Origin of the sequence: Allobosea sp. OAE752 (assembly GCF_050433265.1) — a bacterium.
GTDB lineage: Bacteria > Pseudomonadota > Alphaproteobacteria > Rhizobiales > Beijerinckiaceae > Allobosea > Allobosea spartocytisi.
In genome coordinates, this window is record NZ_JBNPXO010000002.1 from 279,881 (window position 1) to 298,791 (window position 18,911).

Consider the following 18,911-nt stretch of genomic DNA (forward strand, 5'->3'; position numbering starts at 1 on the left):
CCGGCTTCGCGTGCCTGCCGCTTGCGTCGTCACGGTTCCGCCCGTAATCACCGCCGCGAGACCGGAAACCGGTTCGGTTCACGACCAAGCGCGAGGCGACGACGATGGCGACCCACAAGCTCCTGCTGCTCCCCGGCGACGGCATCGGCCCCGAGGTGATGGGCCAGGTCGAGCAGATCGTCTCCTGGTTCGGCAAGCAGGGGCTCGGCTCCTTCGAGATCGAGAAGGGTCTCGTCGGCGGCGCCGCCTATGATGCGCACAAGCAGGCCATCTCCGAAGGCGACATGAAGCTGGCGCAAGACGCCGACGCCGTGCTGTTCGGCGCGGTCGGTGGCCCGAAATGGGCGGATGTGCCCTATCAGCACCGCCCGGAAGCCGGCCTGCTGCGCCTGCGCAAGGATCTCGGCCTGTTCGCAAACTTGCGTCCGGCGATCTGCTATCCGGCGCTGGCCTCCGCGTCGTCGCTGAAGCCCGAGGTCGTCGAAGGCCTCGACATCCTGATCGTGCGCGAGCTCACCGGCGGCGTCTATTTCGGCGAGCCGAAGGAGATCGTCACGCTGGAGGATGGCTCGAAGCGCGGCGTCGACACGCAGGTTTACACTACGCCTGAGATCGAGCGCATCTGCCGGGTCGCCTTCGAGCTGGCGCGCACCCGCCGCAACAAGGTCTCCTCGGCCGAGAAGCACAACGTCATGAAGACCGGCGTGCTCTGGAAGCAGACGGTGACTGCGCTGCACGCCGCCGAGTACAAGGATGTCGAGCTCGAGCATGTGCTCGCCGACAACTGCGCCATGCAGCTCGTGCGCCGGCCGAAGCAGTACGACGTGATCGTCTGCGACAATCTGTTCGGCGATATCCTCTCCGACGTCGCGGCGATGCTGACCGGCTCGCTCGGCATGCTGCCCTCGGCCTCGCTCGGCGCGGAAGACCCCGTCACCGGCAAGCGCAAGGCGCTCTACGAGCCCGTCCACGGCTCGGCGCCGGACATCGCCGGCAAGGGCCTGGCCAATCCGATCGCGATGATCGGCTCGTTTGCCATGGCGCTGCGCTATTCGTTCAATGCGGGCGAGGCAGCCGACCGTCTCGAAGGCGCGATCGCCGACGTGCTGGGTTCCGGCACCCGCACCAAGGACATCGCTGCTGATGGCGCCAACGCCGTCTCGACCAGCGAGATGGGCGCCGCCATCATCAAGGCGCTGGAAGCGCTGGGCTGATCGTTATCCTTCTCCCCTCGGGGGAAGGTGTCTGCGAGGCGACGGACGAGGGAAGGGCCGCATAGCGGCCCTTTTTCGTTTTGGCGAGGTTCCTGCCCTCATCCGTCAGCGCTGCGCGCTGCCACCTTCTCCCCCGAGGGGAGAGGGAAGACCTCCCTCTCTCGCTCGTGAATTGCCGTGACACCGCTTTCGTGGCTTAGCTCGGCGCAACGAAAGCGGAGTATGTCCGTCATGCTGATCAAGCGCCGCGCCGGCTGGGAATTGCCGGAGAGCGAAGCGACGCCGGAAGGCGCCTTCCTCAATCGCCGCCAACTCATGGCTGCGGGAGCTGGGCTGATCGCCGGTGCGGCCCTGCCGCGTCCGGCCGCGGCCCAGACGCCCGATCCGACGCTCGACCTCTACCCCGCCAAGCGCAACGAGGCCTTCAAGATCGACGTGCCGCTGACCAAGGCGGAGGACGCGGCGAACTACAATAATTTCTACGAATTCGGCATGTCGAAGGACATCGTCGACGCCTCGCAGCGGCTGGCGACGCGGCCCTGGAGCATCCAGGTCGACGGCTTGGTCGAGAAGCCCTTCGAGATCGGCTTCGACGACCTCGCCCGCAAGCTGCCGCTGGAGGAGCGGCTCTATCGCTTCCGCTGCGTCGAGGCCTGGGCGATGGCCGTGCCCTGGACCGGCATTCCGCTCAAATCCTTCGTCAATCTCGCCAAGCCGCTCTCCGGTGCGAAATACATCCGCTTCGAGACCTTCCTGAACCCGCGCGTCGCGCCGGGGCAGAACCAGCGCTGGTATCCCTGGCCCTATGTCGAGGGGCTGACCATCGCCGAGGCGGCGAATGATCTGCCGCTGCTCGTCACCGGCATCTATGGCAAGCCGCTGCCGACGCAGCACGGCGCGCCGCTGCGGCTGATCACGCCGTGGAAATACGGCTTCAAATCGGTGAAATCGATCCGCAAGATCAGCTTCGTCGCGGAGCGGCCGAAGACTTTCTGGGAGGCGCTGCAGGCCAGCGAATACGGGTTCTGGGCCAATGTGAACCCGGCCGTGCCGCATCCGCGCTGGAGCCAGGCGAGCGAGCAGGTGCTGGGCTCGCGTGATCGCCGGCCGACGCTGATCTATAACGGCTATGGCGAGCAGGTCGCCGGGCTCTACAAGGGGCTGGAGGGCGAAGCCCTCTTCATGTGAGGCCCGACCTGCTGCCAGCTTTCGGGTGCCCTCAGCGCTATGCCGCGTGCTAGACCCATCCGGTCCACGCAATGGCGCCGGGAGCAAGAACATGGCCACCCAGCATTTCCATCTCTTCGCGACGGCGATCGGCATCTGTGCCCTGGTTTGGGAAGGCGAGCGCTTCATCGGCGCGCAACTGCCCGAGCGGGACGAGGCGGCGGCGCGCAAGCGTCTGGAGCGGCGCTTCCCGGAAGCCGAGGAGACCGAGGCGCAAGGCTTCGTCGCGGACACTGTGGCGGGCATCCGCGCCTTGTTCGAGGGCGAAAAACGCGATCTCTCGCATCTGCCGCTCGCGATCGAGCGGACGCCGGACTTCAACCGCAGGGTCTATGAAGTCGCGCTGTCGATCCCGCATGGCGAGACGTTGACCTATGGCGAGGTGGCGCAGCGCATCGGCGAGCCCGGCGCGGCGCGGGCTGTGGGCGTCGCGCTCGGCCAGAACCCCTGGCCGATCATCGTACCCTGCCACCGCGTGCTGGCGGCCGGCGGCAAGACCGGCGGCTTCTCGGCCGATGGCGGCGTCGAGACCAAGCTGCGCATCCTGACGATCGAGAAGGCGCGGACCAGCACCGAGCCTGGCCTGTTCGAGGCGTTGCCGCTCGCAGCCCGGCCACCGCGTTCCTGACCACCGCCGGACCATGGCGATTGAAACGCTGCAATGATGCGCTTGCAGCGCATCGTCTTGCGCCGGGCTCGCGGAGCCTTCTACTGTCACGGCAGTTTCGCCCAACAACGAGGAATGCCATGGCCAAGTTGAAGCTCGCCATCGTCGTCGGCAGCACCCGCCGCGAATCGATCAACCGCAAGCTGGCGGAGGCTCTGGCGAAGCTCGGAGCCGATGTCTTCGAACCCTCCTTCGTGCGGATCGACGACCTTCCTCTGTTCAACCAGGATCTCGAAGCTGATCGCCCCGAGCCGACGCTGCGCCTGAAGCGCGAGATCGAGGCGGCCGATGCCATCCTGATCGTCACGCCCGAGCATAATCGCTCGATCCCGGCCGCGCTCAAGAACGCGATCGACTGGGCTTCGCGCCCCTATGGCAAGAATTCCTGGGCGGGCAAGCCGGTCGCGGTGACCGGGGCCAGCGGCGGCGCCGTCGGCACGGCGGTGGCCCAGAACGAGCTGCGCATGATCATGACCAATCTCGCCGGCGTGGTGGCCGGCGGGCAGGTCTTCATCACCTTCAAGGAAGACCTGATCGACGCGAACCACGAGATCACCAATGAAGGCACGCGCAGCTTCCTGCTGGGCTTCCTCGACGGCTTCGCCAAGATCGTCGGCAAGCTCGCCGCCTGAGCGGCAGGGATCTGGATGCGCTCTCCGGAAGGCACCGCTTCGGCGGTGCCTTTTTTGTCGGCTCGATCTGTCGGGAGCGGAGCGCCGCAACAGGGCGCGGCGCAAAAAAAGGGCCGGCGTCCCCGAGGGGAGCCGGCCTTGAAAGTTTGAAACATCTGGCTCAAACGCCAAACATCTCAGAGGGGAACGGCTGAAACGAACTCAACGCCGGGAGGAGATTGCGGAGCCCGTTCCGAACAACCGTGTACTCAATATTGTGCAGGACCTGCCGTTTTGCAATGCAGCATAGCTTGGAGCCGCCATGCACAAGCTGCATATCTCGCTCTCAGATGCGACCAATTTGTGCCTAAATGATTGAGAAATATGCACTCATTGCAGATTGAAATTGCGACGATCTATCATCCAGGATGAAGGTTGGTAGCTTCTGCCCGTATGGCGTGCACAGTTTCTGGGCTGCCGTCATACATTTGCAGGATTTCAGTTGGTTGCTCAGCCGGCTGGCTGCCTACGAATCGAGCAGGCGGCAAGGCGACAGCGGCCTGCGTTTTCATGGAGATATGGGCCGTTCCGGCCTGGGCGAACGCAGCGCCGGAGCTCTTGCCCGAAGCGCCCCGCAAGCGCTTCGGCGTGGGGGCCGGGTCAAGTCCGGGATGATGCGGTGGGTTCGTGCAAAATCAGCAGGCGGCCGGGCAGGTGCCTGCGGCCGGGGTCCGCAATCGCGATGCATTTTCAGGAGAAGTCCGCGCCGGGGCGGAACGCGAGCCGCCGACGTACCCGGAGGGTGCGCCGGCGATCCGCTGGGCTGTTAGTAGGTCCAGCGCTGCGCCTTCTGGATCAGGAAATCGCGGAAGACCTGGACGCGGGCGACCGACTTCATCTCTTCCGGATAGACCAGATAGCTCTCAAGCTGCGGCATCTCGGTCTCGCGCATCAGTTGCACGAGCGGCGAGCCCGTCTCGATCAGGTAGTCCGGCAGCACAGCGATGCCTGCGCCGGAATCGACGGCGCGCTTCATCGCCGTGATGTTGTTGACGACGAGATGGATCGGGCGCGGGTTGCGCTGGTCGCGGCCGATCGTGCCGAGCCAGTGCACGGCCGTGAGATAGGATGGCGAGGTGCCGCCGAAGGAGACGATCCGGTGGTTGTCGAGATCCTCGTAGCTCTTCGGCTCGCCGAAGCGCTTCACGTAAGCCGGCGAGGCATAGACGTGATAGTGCACGGTGAAGAGCTTGCGCTGGATCAGGTCCGGCTGCTGCGGCTGGCGCAGGCGGATGGCGATGTCGGCCTCGCGCATCGAGAGGTCGAGCTCCTCATCGGTCAGGATAAGGTCGACCTTGATGTCCGGATAGAGGTCGAGGAATTCGGCCAGGCGCGGCGTCAGCCAGTGCCCACCGAGGCCGCGCGTCGCCGTGACCTTGAGCTCTCCCGAGGGATGCTCGCGGGTCTCCGACAATTGCGAGCGCGTGCGCTCCAGCCGCTGCGTCATCTCGCGCGCGGCGCGCCAGAGCAATTCGCCCTGCTCGGTCAGAATCAGGCCGCGCGTATGCCGGTGAAACAGCGGCGCCCGCAGCTCACGCTCAAGCGCGCCGATCTGCCGGCTCACGGCGGATTGACTCAACCCCAGAACATCGCCAGCTTTTGTGAAACTGCCTGACTCTGCGACGGTATAAAAAATTCTAATGCGGTCCCAATCCACCGCGCTTCCCCCGATATGCATTTTGTGCATGGTGGGGGATAAAGTTCTTGTCCGTCAATGCCCGGACGACAGAGATTGTTCTTTTTGGCACTGAATCTGGTGAGGGGATTCATCGATTCCAGTGATGAATCCCCGAAAAGCCCTTATTCAGCGGCTTCTCGCTGATCGAGCGTGCTCGCCACCAGCCAGCGCTCGGCGTCGAGAGCGGCCATGCAGCCCATGCCGGCGGCGGTGACGGCCTGGCGATAGTGCTCGTCGGTGACGTCGCCGGCCGCGAAGACGCCCGGAACATTCGTCTGAGTCGTTCCCGACTCGACTTCGAGATAGCCGGTCTCGCGCATGGCGAGCTGGCCGACGAAGAGTTCGGTCGCCGGCTTGTGGCCGATGGCGATGAAGACGCCGTCGGCCTTGAGCTCGCTCTCGGCGCCGGTCTTGGTGTTGGTCAGGCGCAGATGCGTGACATTGGGCGGGGTCGTCCCGCCGCAGATCTCGGCGATCTCGCTGTCCCAGATCACCTCGATCTTCGGGTGCTTGAACAGCCGGTCCTGCATCACGCGCTCGGCGCGCAGGTGGTCGCGGCGATGGACCAGCGTGACCTTGCTGGCGAGATTGGCGAGATAGAGCGCTTCCTCGACCGCGGTGTTGCCGCCGCCGACGACCACGACCTCCTTGTTGCGGAAGAAGAAGCCGTCGCAGGTGGCGCAGGCCGAGACGCCGAAGCCCTGGAAGCTCTGCTCGGAGGGCAGGCCCAGCCACTTCGCCTGGGCGCCGGTGGCGATGATCAGCGCGTCGCAGGAATAGGTCTCGCCGCCATCCCCCCAGAGCCGGAAGGGGCGCTGCGACAGGTCGACCCTGCCGATATGGTCGGAGACCATCTTCGTGCCCATGTGCTCGGCCTGGGCGCGCATCTGCTCCATCAGCCAGGGGCCCTGGATGACGTCGGCGAAGCCCGGATAATTCTCGACATCGGTGGTGATCATGAGCTGGCCGCCGGCCTGGAGGCCAGAGATCAGCACCGGTTCCAGCATGGCGCGGGCGGCGTAGATCGCCGCCGTGTAGCCGGCGGGGCCGGAGCCGACGATCATGACGCGGGCGTGGGTGTGGGCCATCGTCTCGTTTCCTTCTCCGCGGCCGGGCCGCGCTCGACTCCGTCAGATACGGCGGCGTGGCGCCGAAACAAGGGTCGCTGCTTCAGGGGCCCGTGAGCCCGAGCGCCGCCCTGTGGCGCAGCCAGCCTTCGCGTATCGCATCGGCTATGATCGGCGTGGAGTCTATCGGCTGGTAGCGTTCGCCATCAAGCTGTCCACGGAAAGCATGCACAACGCCCTGGCGCGTCAGCGATGCGATCAGGGCGGCGATCTTGGCATGGCCGCCCTGAGGCTCGAAGACGAGAACTGGCACGCCGGTCGCCGTCGCCTCGCCGATCATGTTGGTCGAGTCCGCGGTGACCACGATGGCGTCGGCATTGGCGAGCAGGGCGATGTAGGGGTTCTCGCCGCTGCCATCCCACCACCAGCCGCCATGCCGGGCGAAGACCGCTGCCACCCCGGCGGAAAGCGCGGGCGAGGTCCGGCGCGAGGGCGAGCCCATCAGGCTCGCGCCGGAGGCGGCCAGGGCGTCGAGCTGTCGGGCGAGGCGCTCGCTATCCGCCGGGGTGAAACGATGATGCCGGCTGTCGCCGCCGACGAGCACGGCGACACGCGGCGCGGGCAGGGCGGCGATCGGCGCCGGCGGCGCTGCGCGGGCGGCGGCGAGGCGCTCGGGCGTCAGGCGATGAGGGGAGGTGGTGGTGACCAGGACATTGCCGCCGCGCAGCCGGTCATGCTCCGCGACCCAGATCAGATCGGCCGTACCGGTGCCGGTGCGCGGGTCCTTGAGGAAGACGGTGAAGGTCCGGCCATTCGAGGCCTTCCTCACCGCCCTGAGATAGGCGACGGCACGCCGGCCGGAGGCGATGGCGATGTCGGGGAAGGGCGGGCGGATCGGGCTTTGCGGCCGCTCCGATCCCTCGCGCGGGTCGATGGGGCCGCGCGGCATCAGCCAGGCGAAGGGCTTTCGCGGCGCCACCCGGCGGATCTCCGGCACGATGCCGAGCCGCTCGGCCACACCGAGGCATTGCAGCTCATCGCCGGCCTTGCCGTCGGTCAGGACCCAGATCGTCGGGGCGGTTTTCTGATGCAAGGGGGCGGGCGTCTGCGGCATGCGCCTTGTATCGCCTGCCGACGCCGTCTACACCAGCGCCACCTGCCTCAGAGGACATTCATTGCCGGCGAAACTCGACGATATCGACCTGCGTATCCTGCGCGAGCTTCAGGCCGATGGGCGCATGACCAATGTCGAGTTGGCAAGCCGCGTCGGCATCTCGCCGCCCCCTTGCCTCAGGCGCGTCAGGGCGCTGGAGGAGGCCGGGTTGATCCGTGGCTACCATGCCGATCTCGACGAGCGGAAGCTGGGCTATGAGGTGGTCTGCTTCGCCTTCGTGCATCTGGCGAGCCAGGCGGAAGCCGATCTCGTCGCCTTCCAGAGCCGCATCCGTGACTGGGCGCCGGTGCGCGAATGCTGGACGCTCTCCGGCGACATCGACTTCGTGCTGAAATGCGTGGCGCCCGACCTGAAGGCGTTTCAGGATTTCGTCGGGGATCTGACGGCGCTGCCGAACGTCCGCAATGTGCGCACCGCGCTCGCCCTCGACCGGGTCAAGGACGAGCCGATCGTGCCTTTCGGCTGAGCGGCGCTCAGCCCGCGACGTAGCGCTTGATCCAGTAGGCGTTGTTGCGCGCCAGCGCCTTCAGCCGGCGCTGGTCGACATCCGGCAGATACCAGGCGCCTGCGCCACCCGAGAGTTCCGTCGACATGATCGGCCAGCTGTTGAGCGCGCGGCCGCGGCTGTCGTAGAGCGTGACCGTGCTCTCGAGATAGTCGTTGCTGGCGCCGCCATCGGCCGGCTTGCCGCCGCCACCACCGCCGGCATAGCTCGCCAGCCAGAGGCTGCGGACCGTCACGACGAGGCGGTTGCCGGCTCCCTGACGGAATTCCGGTCCGAGGATCTCAGCCAGCGTTCGCTGAAGCTCGGCGCTGACCAGCCTGACATTGTCGCCCCAGGCATCCGTGACCGTTCGCGCGAACTCGACGCGGATCGAGCCGATGGGCGCGGCCTGTGCGAGAGCAGGCGAGAGGCCGGACGGGAGCAGCGCGAGCGATGCCCCCGCAAGCGACAATGCGAGGAAGTGGCGGCGTGTCGTCATGGCGTCGTCTCCGAAGGCCTTCGGAGATAATGTAGGAGCTCGGGCGCCGATTGCCATCGGCGCCCTGTTGCCGTGGTTAGCGGAAGGCGACTCCGACGATCTCGTAGGACTTGCCGCCGCCGGGCGTATTGACCTGCACGGAATCGCCGACCTTCTTGCCGATCAGCGCGCGCGCGATCGGCGAGCCGACCGAGACCTTGCCCGACTTCACGTCGGATTCGGGCTCGCCGACGATCTGGTAGCTCTTCTCTTCCTCGGTATCGTCGTCGATCAGCTTGACCGTGGCGCCGAACTTGACCGTGTCGCCGCCGAGCTTGGAGACGTCGATGATGTCGGCGCGGCCGATCAGCGACTCCAGCTCCATGATGCGGCCTTCGTTCAACGACTGCGCTTCCTTCGCCGCGTGATATTCGGCGTTCTCGGAGAGGTCGCCGAGCGCACGGGCCTCGGAGATCGCCGCGATGATGCGCTGACGCTCGACCTGCTGGCGGTGCTTCAACTCCACCTCCAAAGCGGCGAAGCCGCCCGCAGTCATGGGAACCTTTTCCATTCTTTCCGTCCCGTAAGATCCGAAAGCGCGGCTGACGCCGGCCCCGTCCAAGGGTGCCGGCGCGTCCGCGCTTCCGCTCGGTATTTGAACCTCGTTGCGAGCGGCTACGTCAAGCTGCCCGTTCGAAGTAGGATTGCAGCGACCGTACTTCGAGATCGCCGCTGCTATAGGCCTTGATGCCTTCCGCCGCTGCGATCGCGCCTGCCAAGGTGGTATAATAGGGCACCTTGTGCAAGAGGGCCGAGCGCCGGAGCGAACGGGAATCGGCGAGGGCCTGCGGGCCTTCGGTGGTGTTGAAGATCAACTGGATCTCGCCGTTCTTGATCGCGTCGACGACGTGCGGGCGGCCTTCCAGGACCTTGTTGATCCGGGCGGCGTCGATGCCCTGTTCCTGCAGCAGCCGGAGCGTGCCGCCGGTGGCGAGGATGCGGAAGCCGAGATCAGCCAGGATGCGCACGGCCGGCACGATGCGCGGCTTGTCGTCGTCGCGCACCGAGACGAAGACCGTGCCCTTGACCGGCACCTTGGAGCCGGCGCCGAGCTGGCTCTTGGCGAAGGCGACGTCGAAAGAACGGTCGAGGCCGATGACCTCGCCGGTCGAGCGCATCTCGGGGCCGAGCAGCACGTCGACGCCGGGGAAGCGCGCGAAGGGGAAGACCGCCTCCTTGACGCCGACATGGCCGAGGACCGCGGGCTTGAGGCCGAAGCTGCCCAGCGTCTCGCCCGCCATGATGCGCGCGGCGATCTTGGCGATGGGCTGGCCGATGACCTTGGCGACGAAGGGCACCGTGCGCGAGGCGCGCGGATTGACCTCGAGCACGTAGATCTCGCCGTCCTTGATGGCGTATTGCACGTTCATCAGCCCGCCGACATCGAGCGCGAGCGCCATCGCCTTGGTCTGGCGCTCCAGCTCGGCGATGATCGCGGGCGAGAGCGAGCGCGGCGGCAGCGAGCAGGCCGAATCGCCGGAATGGATGCCGGCCTCCTCGATATGCTCCATGATGCCGGCGATGAAGGCGTCGCGGCCGTCGCTGAGGCAGTCGACATCGACCTCGATGGCGTCCGACAGGTAGCGGTCGAACAGCAGCGGGTTCTTGCCAAGCACCGTGTTGATCTGGCCGGTCTTGTCGTTCGGATACTTGGCCTTCACCTCGGAGGGGATCAGCGAGGGCAGGGTGCCGAGCAGATAGTCCTCGAACATCACCTCGTCGCGGATGATCGCCATGGCGCGGCCGCCGAGCACATAGGAAGGCCGCACGACGAAGGGCAGGCCGAGCTCGCCCGCGATCATGCGCGACTGCTCGACCGAATAGGCGATGCCGTTCTTCGGCTGCTTCAGGCTGAGCTTGTCGAGCAGACGCTTGAAGCGGTCGCGGTCCTCGGCGAGGTCGATCATGTCGGGCGAGGTGCCGAGGATCGGGATACCGGCCTCCTCCAGCGCGTTCGCCAGCTTGAGCGGCGTCTGGCCGCCGAACTGGACGATGACGCCGTGCAGCGTGCCGTTCTGCTTCTCGGTCTCCAGGATCTCGAGCACGTCCTCGACCGTCAGCGGCTCGAAATAGAGCCGGTCGGAGGTGTCGTAGTCGGTCGAGACCGTCTCCGGGTTGCAGTTGACCATGATGGTCTCGTAGCCGACGTCGCGCAGCGCGTAGCAGGCATGGCAGCAGCAATAGTCGAACTCGATGCCCTGGCCGATACGGTTCGGCCCGCCGCCGAGGATGACGACCTTCTTGCGATCCGAGGGATTGGCCTCGTCGGCAACCTTGCCGGCGAAGGGCATGGCGTAGGTCGAGTACATATAGGCGGTCGGCGAGGCGAATTCGGCGGCGCAGGTATCGATGCGCTTGTAGACGGGGCGCACCTCGAGCGAGCGGCGCAGCGCCCTGACCTCGGCCTCGGTCTTGCCGGAGACGGCGGCGAGGCGCTTGTCGGAGAAGCCCATCGCCTTGACCTGGCGGAAGGCGCCAGGGGTCTGCGGCAGGCCGAACTTGCGCACCTTCTCCTCGGTCTCGACGATCTCGCGCATCTGCTCGAGGAACCAGGGGTCGATCTTGCAGCTCTCATGGATCTCGGTGTCGGTGAAGCCCAGCCGCATCGCCTGCGCGACATGCAGGATGCGGTCGGGCGTCGGGGTCGAGATCGCCGCCTTGATCGCGTTGCGGTCGTCGCCGAGGCCCATGCCATCGACCTCGATCTCGTCGAGCCCGTCCAGGCCGGTCTCCAGCGAGCGCAAGGCCTTCTGCAGCGATTCCTGAAAGGTGCGGCCGATCGCCATGGCCTCGCCGACCGACTTCATCGCGGTGGTCAGCGTCGGCTCGGAGCCGGGGAATTTCTCGAAGGCGAAGCGCGGGATCTTGGTGACGACGTAGTCGATGGTCGGCTCGAAGGAGGCCGGCGTCGCGCCGCCGGTGATGTCGTTCTCGATCTCGTCGAGCGTGTAGCCGACGGCCAACCGCGCCGCGACCTTGGCGATCGGGAAGCCGGTCGCCTTCGAGGCGAGAGCAGACGAGCGCGAGACGCGCGGGTTCATCTCGATGACGATCATGCGGCCGGTCTCGGGATCGATCGCGAACTGAACGTTCGAGCCGCCGGTCTCGACGCCGATCTCGCGCAGCACGGCCAGCGAGGCGTCGCGCATGATCTGGTATTCCTTGTCGGTCAGCGTCAGGGCCGGCGCGACGGTGATCGAATCACCGGTATGGACGCCCATCGGATCGAAGTTCTCGATCGAGCAGACGATGATGCAGTTGTCCTTCTTGTCCCGGACGACCTCCATCTCGTACTCCTTCCAGCCGAGAACGCTCTCCTCGATGAGGACCTCGCTGGTGGGGGAGGCGTCGATGCCGCGCTCGACGATGTCGATGAACTCGCCCTTGTTGTAGGCGATGCCGCCGCCGGTGCCACCCATGGTGAAGGAGGGGCGGATGATGGCGGGAAGGCCGATGTCCTCGAGCGCGTCGAGCGCCTGGCCGAGCGTCTTGATATGGTGCGAGCGCGGCGTGGAGAGGCCGATCTTGGTCATCGCCTCGCGAAAACGCTCACGGTCCTCGGCCTTGTCGATGGCGTCGGCGGTGGCGCCGATCATCTCGACGTTGAATTTCTCCAGCACGCCCATCTTCTTGAGCGAGAGCGCGCAGTTCAGTGCCGTCTGGCCGCCCATGGTGGGCAGGAGCGCGTCGGGGCGCTCCTTCTCGATGATCTTGGCGACGATCTCGGGCGTGATCGGCTCGACATAAGTCGCGTCGGCGAGATCGGGATCGGTCATGATCGTCGCCGGATTCGAGTTGACCAGGATGATGCGGTAGCCCTCGGCCTTCAGCGTCTTGCAGGCCTGGGTGCCGGAATAATCGAACTCGCAGGCCTGTCCGATGATGATGGGGCCCGCGCCGATGATCAGGATGGACTTGATGTCTGTGCGCTTGGGCATGATCTCGACCGGTCTTGGGCAGGCGCGCGCAAGGCCGGTCCGATCGGGCGAGCGGAGGCCGAGCGAGCGTCTGAATGAATGCTAGGCGCTCGCTATAGACGGGCAAGGCGGCGGGGGGAAGCTAAAAGCGCTTCCCACCCGCATCAACGCACAGGCCGTGATGCCGGCAGCACGAGATCGATCTCCAGCGGCTTGGGCGTTCTGCGCTTGCGGCGCATGGCGACGAAGAGCAGGCCGAGCGCCGCGATCTCGCAGGCGGCGCCGACGAAGCCGAGCGACCAGGTGCCGGCATGGCGCATCACCTGCTGGCCCAAAGCCGCGCCGGCGGCGATGCCGAAATAGAGGGCGGATGCGTTGAGCGAGAGCGCGACGACGATGGCGTCCGGCGCCATCGCCGCCAGCCGCGACATCTGCGAGGGGTGGCCGGCCCAGCCCGCGCCGCTCCAGACCATGATGACGAGCGGAAGCAGATAGATCGCAATCGCCGGCGGCAGCGTCACCGCGACCAGCGAGGCCGCAAGCAGGGCCCCGGTGAGAATCGTCAGCACGACGGAGAGCGTGCGCTCGGGGCCGAAGCGGTCGCTCGCCATCCCGCCGAACTGGTTGCCGAGCGCCGAGCCGATGCCGGAGAGGACGAGCGTCGCCGCCAGCCAGGGGCCGGCGATGCCGGCATGGTTGGTCAGGAAGGGCGCGATATAGGTGTAGAGGACGAAGGCGCCGGTCGTCCAAAGCATGGTCGTGCCCAACGCCAGCAGCACGTCGGAGCGGCTCGCGACCTGCAGGCGCTCGCGCAGCGTGTTGGTGCCGTGCGGCAGGCCGGCCGGGAGCCTCGCGAAGAGCCCCGCCAGCGAGAGCACGCTCAAGCCGGCGACGATCAGGAAGGCGAGATGCCAGCCGCCGAAGCCGACGACGGCGGTGCCGATCGGGATGCCGAGAATCAGCGATACGGTCATGCCGCCGGTGACCAGCGCGATGGCGCGTCCGCGCCGCTCGGGCGGAGAGATGGCCACGGCCACGGCGTTGGCGGCAGGCATGAACACGCCGGCCGCGAACGCCATGACGACGCGCGCCAGCACGACGACGGTGAAATCCGTGGCGAAGGCGGCACCGAGATTGGCGAGGCCGAAGACCGCCATCGCACCGATCAGGACGCGCTTGCGATCGGCATCGCCCAGCACGGTGGAGAGAATCGGCGAGCCGACCGCATAGGCCAGGGCGAAGATCGAGATGAGCAGGCCGGCGGTGTCGACGGAGACACCGAGGCCGGAGGCGAGATGGGGCAGGATGCCGGTGACGATCAGGCTGCCCGTGCCGATGGCGAAGGCGCCGCCGGCGAGCGACAAGAGACGGATGTCCATAGGAGTGATCCTTGCGGATGGTCGCTGTATCGAAGTCTGGCTTCGAAATTCAATGATCATTGAATTAATCGCGCCTGGTGATTACCGCAAGGGTAATTTCAATGAATGTTGAATCTTGTCAGGAGTGATGCCATCGCCTATCTCGGAGGCATGAAACCGCTGTTCCATCCCGATATCGACGATGTCGCGCCGGCCGACATCTTCGCGGCGCTGGCCGATCCGATCCGGCTCGGCATTCTGGTGGCGCTCTCCGATGCAACGGAGATGGACAAGGCCCGCTGCAGCAATTTCGTCGGGCTGGCCTCGCCGTCGCTGCTCTCCTATCACTTCGCCAAGCTGCGCGAGGCCGGGATCACGCATATGCGCGTCGAGGGCACCTCGCGCTATCTCAGCATCCGGCGCGCCGATCTCGACCGGCGCTTCCCGGGATTGCTCGACAGCGTGATCGAGGCAGCGCAGCGCGACCCCAGCCTGCCGCGCGTCCCCGAGCCGGCTCAGGCGAAGGGCTGAGAGCGGACCTGTCCTTGCGTTGACATGCTTACCTAAGGGTATAGCGTTGCCGCTTCCGCGATGGCGTCGAGCCGGATCGCGTCAAGCCGGCCACGCCCTAACCCGAGGAGCATGGCCATGCGTGAAGCCGACCCTCAGAAACTCGATGCGCTAGTGGGACGTCTTGTCGGCGATGTCGGAGCGTCCGTCACCGGCTCCCTGATCGTGCTGGGCGATCAGCTCGGCCTCTACAAGGCGATGGCCGATGGCGAGCCCGTCACCTCCCGGCAACTGGCCGAGAAGACGGGCCTCAAGGAGCGCTATCTGCGCGAATGGCTCGCCGGGCAGGCCTCGGCCGGCTATGTCGACTATGACGAAGGCAGCGACAGCTTCAGCCTCTCGCCGGAGCAGGCCATGGCCTTCGCGGAGGAGGACAGCCCGGCCTTCTTCGCCGGCGCCTTCGAGGTCGTCCAGTCGATGTGGATCGACGAGCCGAAGGTCGCGGAGGCCTTCCGGAGCGGTGCCGGCCTCGGCTGGCATGAGCACAGCAGATGCCTCTTCCGCGGGACCGAGCGTTTCTTCCGGCCGGGCTACAATGCCCATCTGACGGCGGAGTGGATTCCGGCTCTGGGCGATGTCGAGGCCAAGCTGCAGCGGGGCGCGACGGTTGCCGATGTCGGCTGCGGACACGGCTCTTCCACCATCCTGATGGCGCAGGCCTATCCGCAGTCGCGCTTCTACGGTTTCGACTATCACGGTCCTTCGATCGAGCGGGCGCGCGAGGCGGCGGAGAAGGCCGGCGTGGGCGACCGCATCACCTTCGAGCGCGCCTCGGCCAAGGACTTCCCGGAACGGAAATACGACCTCGTGACCATGTTCGATTGCCTGCACGACATGGGCGATCCGGTCGGCGCCGGAAAGCATGTGCGCGAGTCGCTGGCCAGGGATGGGAGCTGGATGATCGTCGAGCCCTTCGCGCACGACCATCTCAAGGACAACCTCAACCCGGTCGGGCGGATCTACTACGGGGCGTCGACGATGATCTGCACGCCGGCCTCGCTGTCGCAGGAGGTCGGCCTCGGGCTTGGCGCGCAGGCGGGGGAGATGCGCCTGCGGAAGGTTGCGCTCGATGCCGGCTTCTCGCATTTCCGCCGTGCGACGGAGACGCCGTTCAACATGGTCTTTGAGGCCCGGGCCTGACGCTGCAGGACTCGGCGGGACGTGAACCGCGCCGACAGGTTGTCGCGTGAGAGGCGCGATGCAGGATGACGGGACCGCGCGAGGCAAAAAATCATTCGCCCCGCGCGCCCGATGATCTAGGAAGCGCGGATGCCGCTTCGTCGCTATCCGCGCCAGTTCCGCCAACTCGTCAGCTATGCCTTCGCCGGTGGGCTGACGGCGGTGGCCCATTACGGCGTGCTGATCGGGCTGGTGGAGGGCGCCAGGCTCGATCCCGTGCCGGCGACGCTCGCCGGCTTCGTCGTCGGTGCACTGGTCTCCTACGGCCTGAACCGCTGGATGACCTTCGATGCGACGCGCAGCCATGCGCAGGCCGGCTGGCGCTTCGGGCTGATCGCGGCCGGCGGCTTCGTGCTCACCGGCCTGCTGATGCATCTTTTCGTGACCCGGCTCGGACTGCCCTATCTACCGATGCAGTTCGTCACGACGGGGGTGGTGATGGTGTTCTCGTTCCTCGGCCACAAATTCTTCAGCTTCGCCGACCGGGCGGCCTGAAGCCGGAGGCTCGCGATCGGAGAGACGCCGGAGCGCATTTGCGTCGGCTTTCCCGAAAGCCGCATTCCGCTTTTCGGAGCGATGCTCTAGCCGCGCCGCCCGGCGCGGTTGGAACAGTTCATGAAGGCCATATGGGCTCCCGTTCCAAGCCGTGGCGACCGCCAGCGCATCCGGTTCGGACGGTGAGGGTCGGCCACCATCATGCCGCCGTTGTCGAGGGCGCAAGTACAGGCCCGTGGATCTCCCGTCCGGCGACATTCCGGTCTGATCCGGCCGTCCTGCGCCGCAACAGGCGGTGCGGCTCCCAACAGGGTGAACAACAACGCCGTCGCGGCAAGCCAGTATCGCATGTCAGCCTCTCCCCAGGTGACGCAGCGTTCCATGGCGTTCGACGCGAGTCCACCGTGCTCCCCGGTCTGCGGACTACGCCTTTGGTCGTCATGGCGGTGGGGCTTGCAAGGCTGCGGGTGCGCTTGATCGCAGCTATTGCGACGGGGCGACGGTCAGCTGGAGCTGCCGGCGGCCGATGCGGCCTTCCTTGTCCGTCGCCTCGATCTCGATGACATGCGTGCCGGGCGGCACCACGACCGCCGGCGCATCGATGCCGGCCGGCGTGATGAAGGTTTTGACGCGCTCGGTGATGTCGAGCGGGGGCTGGCGGCGATAGAAGACGCGAACGGTCGAAGGATCGACCGGCACGCCGTTGCTCGGCACGAAGCGCACCGCCAGCCGGAAGGGCTTGCCGTCCACGCCCTTGTCGGGCGTCGGCAAGGTGTCGATCCCGGGGCCGCGCGTCAGGTTGCGCGTGCCCGTGGCGGCGATGCCGGCGGCCGGCAGCGCGGCCTCCTGGCGCGTGATGAGCTGGATCGGGTCGGCGGCATGGGCGCTCGACAGCATGATGGCGGCAGCGAAGACGGCAGGCAGAACGTGCCGGACAAGCACAGTCTCGATCATCTTTCTTATTTCACTCCCAGAATACCGGCAATGATGCCGGCAATGGCAGAAATGACGGTCGTGGCCATCAGGATCGTGGTCTCGATGGTCTTCAAGGTTTCCATCGGGATCTTGCCGTGAACAGCCAGCAGCCCCCTACGCAGTTCCGGCAGCGAGACGAGGCCGCGCGCGGTCAGCGCAGCCTGCGTCACGCGCAGCAACATCCCCGAGAAAAGGGAGGCACCGATGCTCAGCGCATAGAAGAACGTCTCGCGCCAGGCTGCCGATCCCTGCGGAAGGAGCGGTATATTGTCGTGCCAGCCCAGCCACGCGTTCATTGCTGCGACGGAAAAAATCGCGAAGGCGAGGGCGATGCCGATATCGAAGGCGATCAGCCGTGGCCGGACGCCGAAATAGATCAGGCCCGTGGTGAAGGGAATTGCGATCGAGGCAAGGCGCAGCGACCAGAGGGGCAAGTCGAGCCAGAGCACGACCGAGCCATAGGCGCCGAGCAGCAGCAGGAAGCCGAGCGGCAGCACCCAGAAGCGCCGACGCGCCGCGTTCAGGGCGCGCGGCAGCTCATCGCCCGGAGGCATATCCTCGGGCAGGATTGCCGCCTTGACCTCTGCCGCGGGTGGTGCCGGCATGGCCGCGACTGCGGCGCGGTCCTCCTCGGCTTTCTTCTCGAAGGCGGCGAGACGCTCTTCCAGCGTATCGAGACGGCGCAGCAGCGGCAGGACGGGCGTGAGATCGCGCCCGCAGCAGCGGCAGGACAGCACGCCCCGGTTGAGCATTGCGTCGCAATAAGGACAGGCGAATTGGTCCTGCACGGGCATTCCGGGCTTGGAGGCAGTGACTTAGTGGCGGTGACGTGGAGACAAGCCGCGCTCAAAGCCATATTTGCCGGTCCGGATCAAGTCATTCCGTCGGGTTCAGTTACGGAATGCCCGGTACCTCCCGCGCTCGCCCTGCACGAGGAGGCCTTCCAAGAGGCTGCGCGCGCCGGCCTTCAGGCCGGCCTGATCGCCTTGAAGGTCATCCGATGCGGGTTGTGGCCGAAATTCGCGGGCCGCTGGACCTCGGCGAAGCCGGCCTCGCGCAGCAGGTCCTGAATGGCTTCCGGCGTATAGGTCGAAAGGCCGTATTGGGCGCGGAGCTTGCGATAGTCCGAGAAGGCCGTGCGGACGAGCCCGGCGAGCGCCGTCAGGAAAAAGCCGCCGCGCCAGCCGAAGGCGAGAAGCTGGGCGGCGTCCGTCAGCGGGCTCACATCGGGCGGGATGACGTCGGCGAGGACGAGGGCGCCGCCGGGCTTGAGCCGGCCGTGCCAGGTCGCGAGCACGGTTTTCAGTTCGTCGCGGGAGAGGTACTGGATCAGCGAATTGGCGACGACGAGATCGAGCGTCGCCTCGGGCAGGGCCTCGACCTCCTCCGGCGAGACGACCGCGACCGTCTCCAGCCGTCCGAACTGTCCGCGCAGCTTCTCGCGGACGCTCGGCGCCGCCTCGCAGAGATAGAGCTTGCCGCAGGCCCGCGCGACGCGGGCGGCATCGAGCGCCTCGCCGCAGCCATGGTCGAGCACGACCGCTGCGGGCGAGGGGATATGGCCGATCAGGTCGCTCGCGATCCCGCGGTAATGCAGGGCCTTGTGGCGTGGCGAGACGTAGATCGCATGCTCGCCGTTCCAGAAATCGCGCCAGGACATGGGTTCGCTCGATCCTCGGGCCGGATGCGGCCTCTTC

18 protein-coding genes are annotated in these 18,911 nt (G+C 66.5%); 8 read left to right on the forward strand and 10 right to left on the reverse strand.

Going from position 1 to position 18,911, the window contains the following annotated elements; all coding sequences use genetic code 11:
* Positions 1-104: 104 nt before the first annotated feature.
* The 4 genes from leuB (at position 105) to GGC47_RS06255 (ending at position 3,740) form a co-directional block, all read left to right on the forward strand.
* Positions 105-1,214, forward strand: a complete 1,110-nt coding sequence (leuB, locus tag GGC47_RS06240; protein WP_429067355.1) for a 3-isopropylmalate dehydrogenase — start codon at positions 105-107, stop codon at positions 1,212-1,214.
* A gap of 231 nt (positions 1,215-1,445) precedes the next feature.
* On the forward strand, positions 1,446-2,402 hold the full coding sequence (gene msrP / locus GGC47_RS06245) for a protein-methionine-sulfoxide reductase catalytic subunit MsrP (protein WP_370954374.1): 957 nt from the start codon (positions 1,446-1,448) through the stop codon (positions 2,400-2,402).
* 91 nt (positions 2,403-2,493) lie between these two features.
* Positions 2,494-3,069: a methylated-DNA--[protein]-cysteine S-methyltransferase gene (locus tag GGC47_RS06250; protein WP_370954373.1), complete on the forward strand. Its 576-nt coding sequence runs from the start codon at positions 2,494-2,496 to the stop codon at positions 3,067-3,069.
* Positions 3,070-3,188: 119 nt separating this feature from the next.
* Positions 3,189-3,740, forward strand: a complete 552-nt coding sequence (locus tag GGC47_RS06255) for an NADPH-dependent FMN reductase (protein ID WP_112762698.1) — start codon at positions 3,189-3,191, stop codon at positions 3,738-3,740.
* Positions 3,741-4,545: 805 nt separating this feature from the next.
* On the opposite strand, the gene GGC47_RS06260 is transcribed toward GGC47_RS06255, so the two are convergent.
* From GGC47_RS06260 to GGC47_RS06270, 3 genes are all read right to left on the reverse strand, one after another.
* Complete coding sequence (locus GGC47_RS06260; protein WP_038359069.1) at positions 4,546-5,436, reverse strand: LysR family transcriptional regulator; 891 nt, start codon at positions 5,434-5,436, stop codon at positions 4,546-4,548.
* A 143-nt stretch (positions 5,437-5,579) separates the two neighbouring features.
* Entirely contained in the window at positions 5,580-6,545 is a 966-nt protein-coding gene (gene trxB, locus GGC47_RS06265; RefSeq protein WP_370954372.1) for a thioredoxin-disulfide reductase, read from the reverse strand.
* 82 nt (positions 6,546-6,627) lie between these two features.
* Positions 6,628-7,638: a mitochondrial fission ELM1 family protein gene (locus GGC47_RS06270; RefSeq protein WP_142021725.1), complete on the reverse strand. Its 1,011-nt coding sequence runs from the start codon at positions 7,636-7,638 to the stop codon at positions 6,628-6,630.
* A 61-nt stretch (positions 7,639-7,699) separates the two neighbouring features.
* Here GGC47_RS06270 and GGC47_RS06275 point away from each other — a divergent pair, with 61 nt between their 5' ends.
* The gene (locus tag GGC47_RS06275; protein WP_038359067.1) at positions 7,700-8,164 is read left to right on the forward strand and encodes an Lrp/AsnC family transcriptional regulator; all 465 of its coding nucleotides are present in this window, start codon (positions 7,700-7,702) and stop codon (positions 8,162-8,164) included.
* Between the two features lie 7 nt (positions 8,165-8,171).
* Here GGC47_RS06275 and GGC47_RS06280 read toward each other — a convergent pair whose 3' ends face one another.
* The 4 genes from GGC47_RS06280 to GGC47_RS06295 all read right to left on the reverse strand — a co-directional run bounded on the left by GGC47_RS06280 (position 8,172) and on the right by GGC47_RS06295 (position 14,016).
* A complete protein-coding gene (locus GGC47_RS06280) occupies positions 8,172-8,681 on the reverse strand; it encodes a hypothetical protein (protein WP_112762695.1) in 510 nt (169 codons plus the stop codon).
* Between the two features lie 76 nt (positions 8,682-8,757).
* A complete protein-coding gene (gene greA, locus GGC47_RS06285; RefSeq protein ID WP_038359065.1) occupies positions 8,758-9,231 on the reverse strand; it encodes a transcription elongation factor GreA in 474 nt (157 codons plus the stop codon).
* A 109-nt stretch (positions 9,232-9,340) separates the two neighbouring features.
* Positions 9,341-12,658, reverse strand: coding sequence for a carbamoyl-phosphate synthase large subunit (gene carB / locus GGC47_RS06290; protein WP_142021726.1), 3,318 nt, complete (start codon positions 12,656-12,658; stop codon positions 9,341-9,343).
* 143 nt (positions 12,659-12,801) lie between these two features.
* Positions 12,802-14,016 (reverse strand): MFS transporter, encoded by a 1,215-nt coding sequence (locus GGC47_RS06295; protein WP_051987514.1) that lies wholly within the window; start codon positions 14,014-14,016, stop codon positions 12,802-12,804.
* Positions 14,017-14,121: 105 nt separating this feature from the next.
* Here GGC47_RS06295 and GGC47_RS06300 point away from each other — a divergent pair, with 105 nt between their 5' ends.
* The 3 genes from GGC47_RS06300 to GGC47_RS06310 all read left to right on the forward strand — a co-directional run bounded on the left by GGC47_RS06300 (position 14,122) and on the right by GGC47_RS06310 (position 16,239).
* On the forward strand, positions 14,122-14,526 hold the full coding sequence (locus GGC47_RS06300) for an ArsR/SmtB family transcription factor (RefSeq protein ID WP_248311088.1): 405 nt from the start codon (positions 14,122-14,124) through the stop codon (positions 14,524-14,526).
* Positions 14,527-14,643: 117 nt separating this feature from the next.
* Positions 14,644-15,705 (forward strand): class I SAM-dependent methyltransferase, encoded by a 1,062-nt coding sequence (locus GGC47_RS06305; RefSeq protein ID WP_142021727.1) that lies wholly within the window; start codon positions 14,644-14,646, stop codon positions 15,703-15,705.
* A gap of 129 nt (positions 15,706-15,834) precedes the next feature.
* A complete protein-coding gene (locus GGC47_RS06310; RefSeq protein WP_113252558.1) occupies positions 15,835-16,239 on the forward strand; it encodes a GtrA family protein in 405 nt (134 codons plus the stop codon).
* Between the two features lie 483 nt (positions 16,240-16,722).
* On the opposite strand, the gene GGC47_RS06315 is transcribed toward GGC47_RS06310, so the two are convergent.
* The 3 genes from GGC47_RS06315 to GGC47_RS06325 form a co-directional block, all read right to left on the reverse strand.
* Complete coding sequence (locus GGC47_RS06315; protein ID WP_142021728.1) at positions 16,723-17,193, reverse strand: hypothetical protein; 471 nt, start codon at positions 17,191-17,193, stop codon at positions 16,723-16,725.
* A 5-nt stretch (positions 17,194-17,198) separates the two neighbouring features.
* Entirely contained in the window at positions 17,199-18,002 is an 804-nt protein-coding gene (locus GGC47_RS06320) for a hypothetical protein (protein ID WP_142021729.1), read from the reverse strand.
* Between the two features lie 179 nt (positions 18,003-18,181).
* On the reverse strand, positions 18,182-18,874 hold the full coding sequence (locus tag GGC47_RS06325) for a class I SAM-dependent methyltransferase (protein WP_142021730.1): 693 nt from the start codon (positions 18,872-18,874) through the stop codon (positions 18,182-18,184).
* Positions 18,875-18,911: the final 37 nt, after the last annotated feature.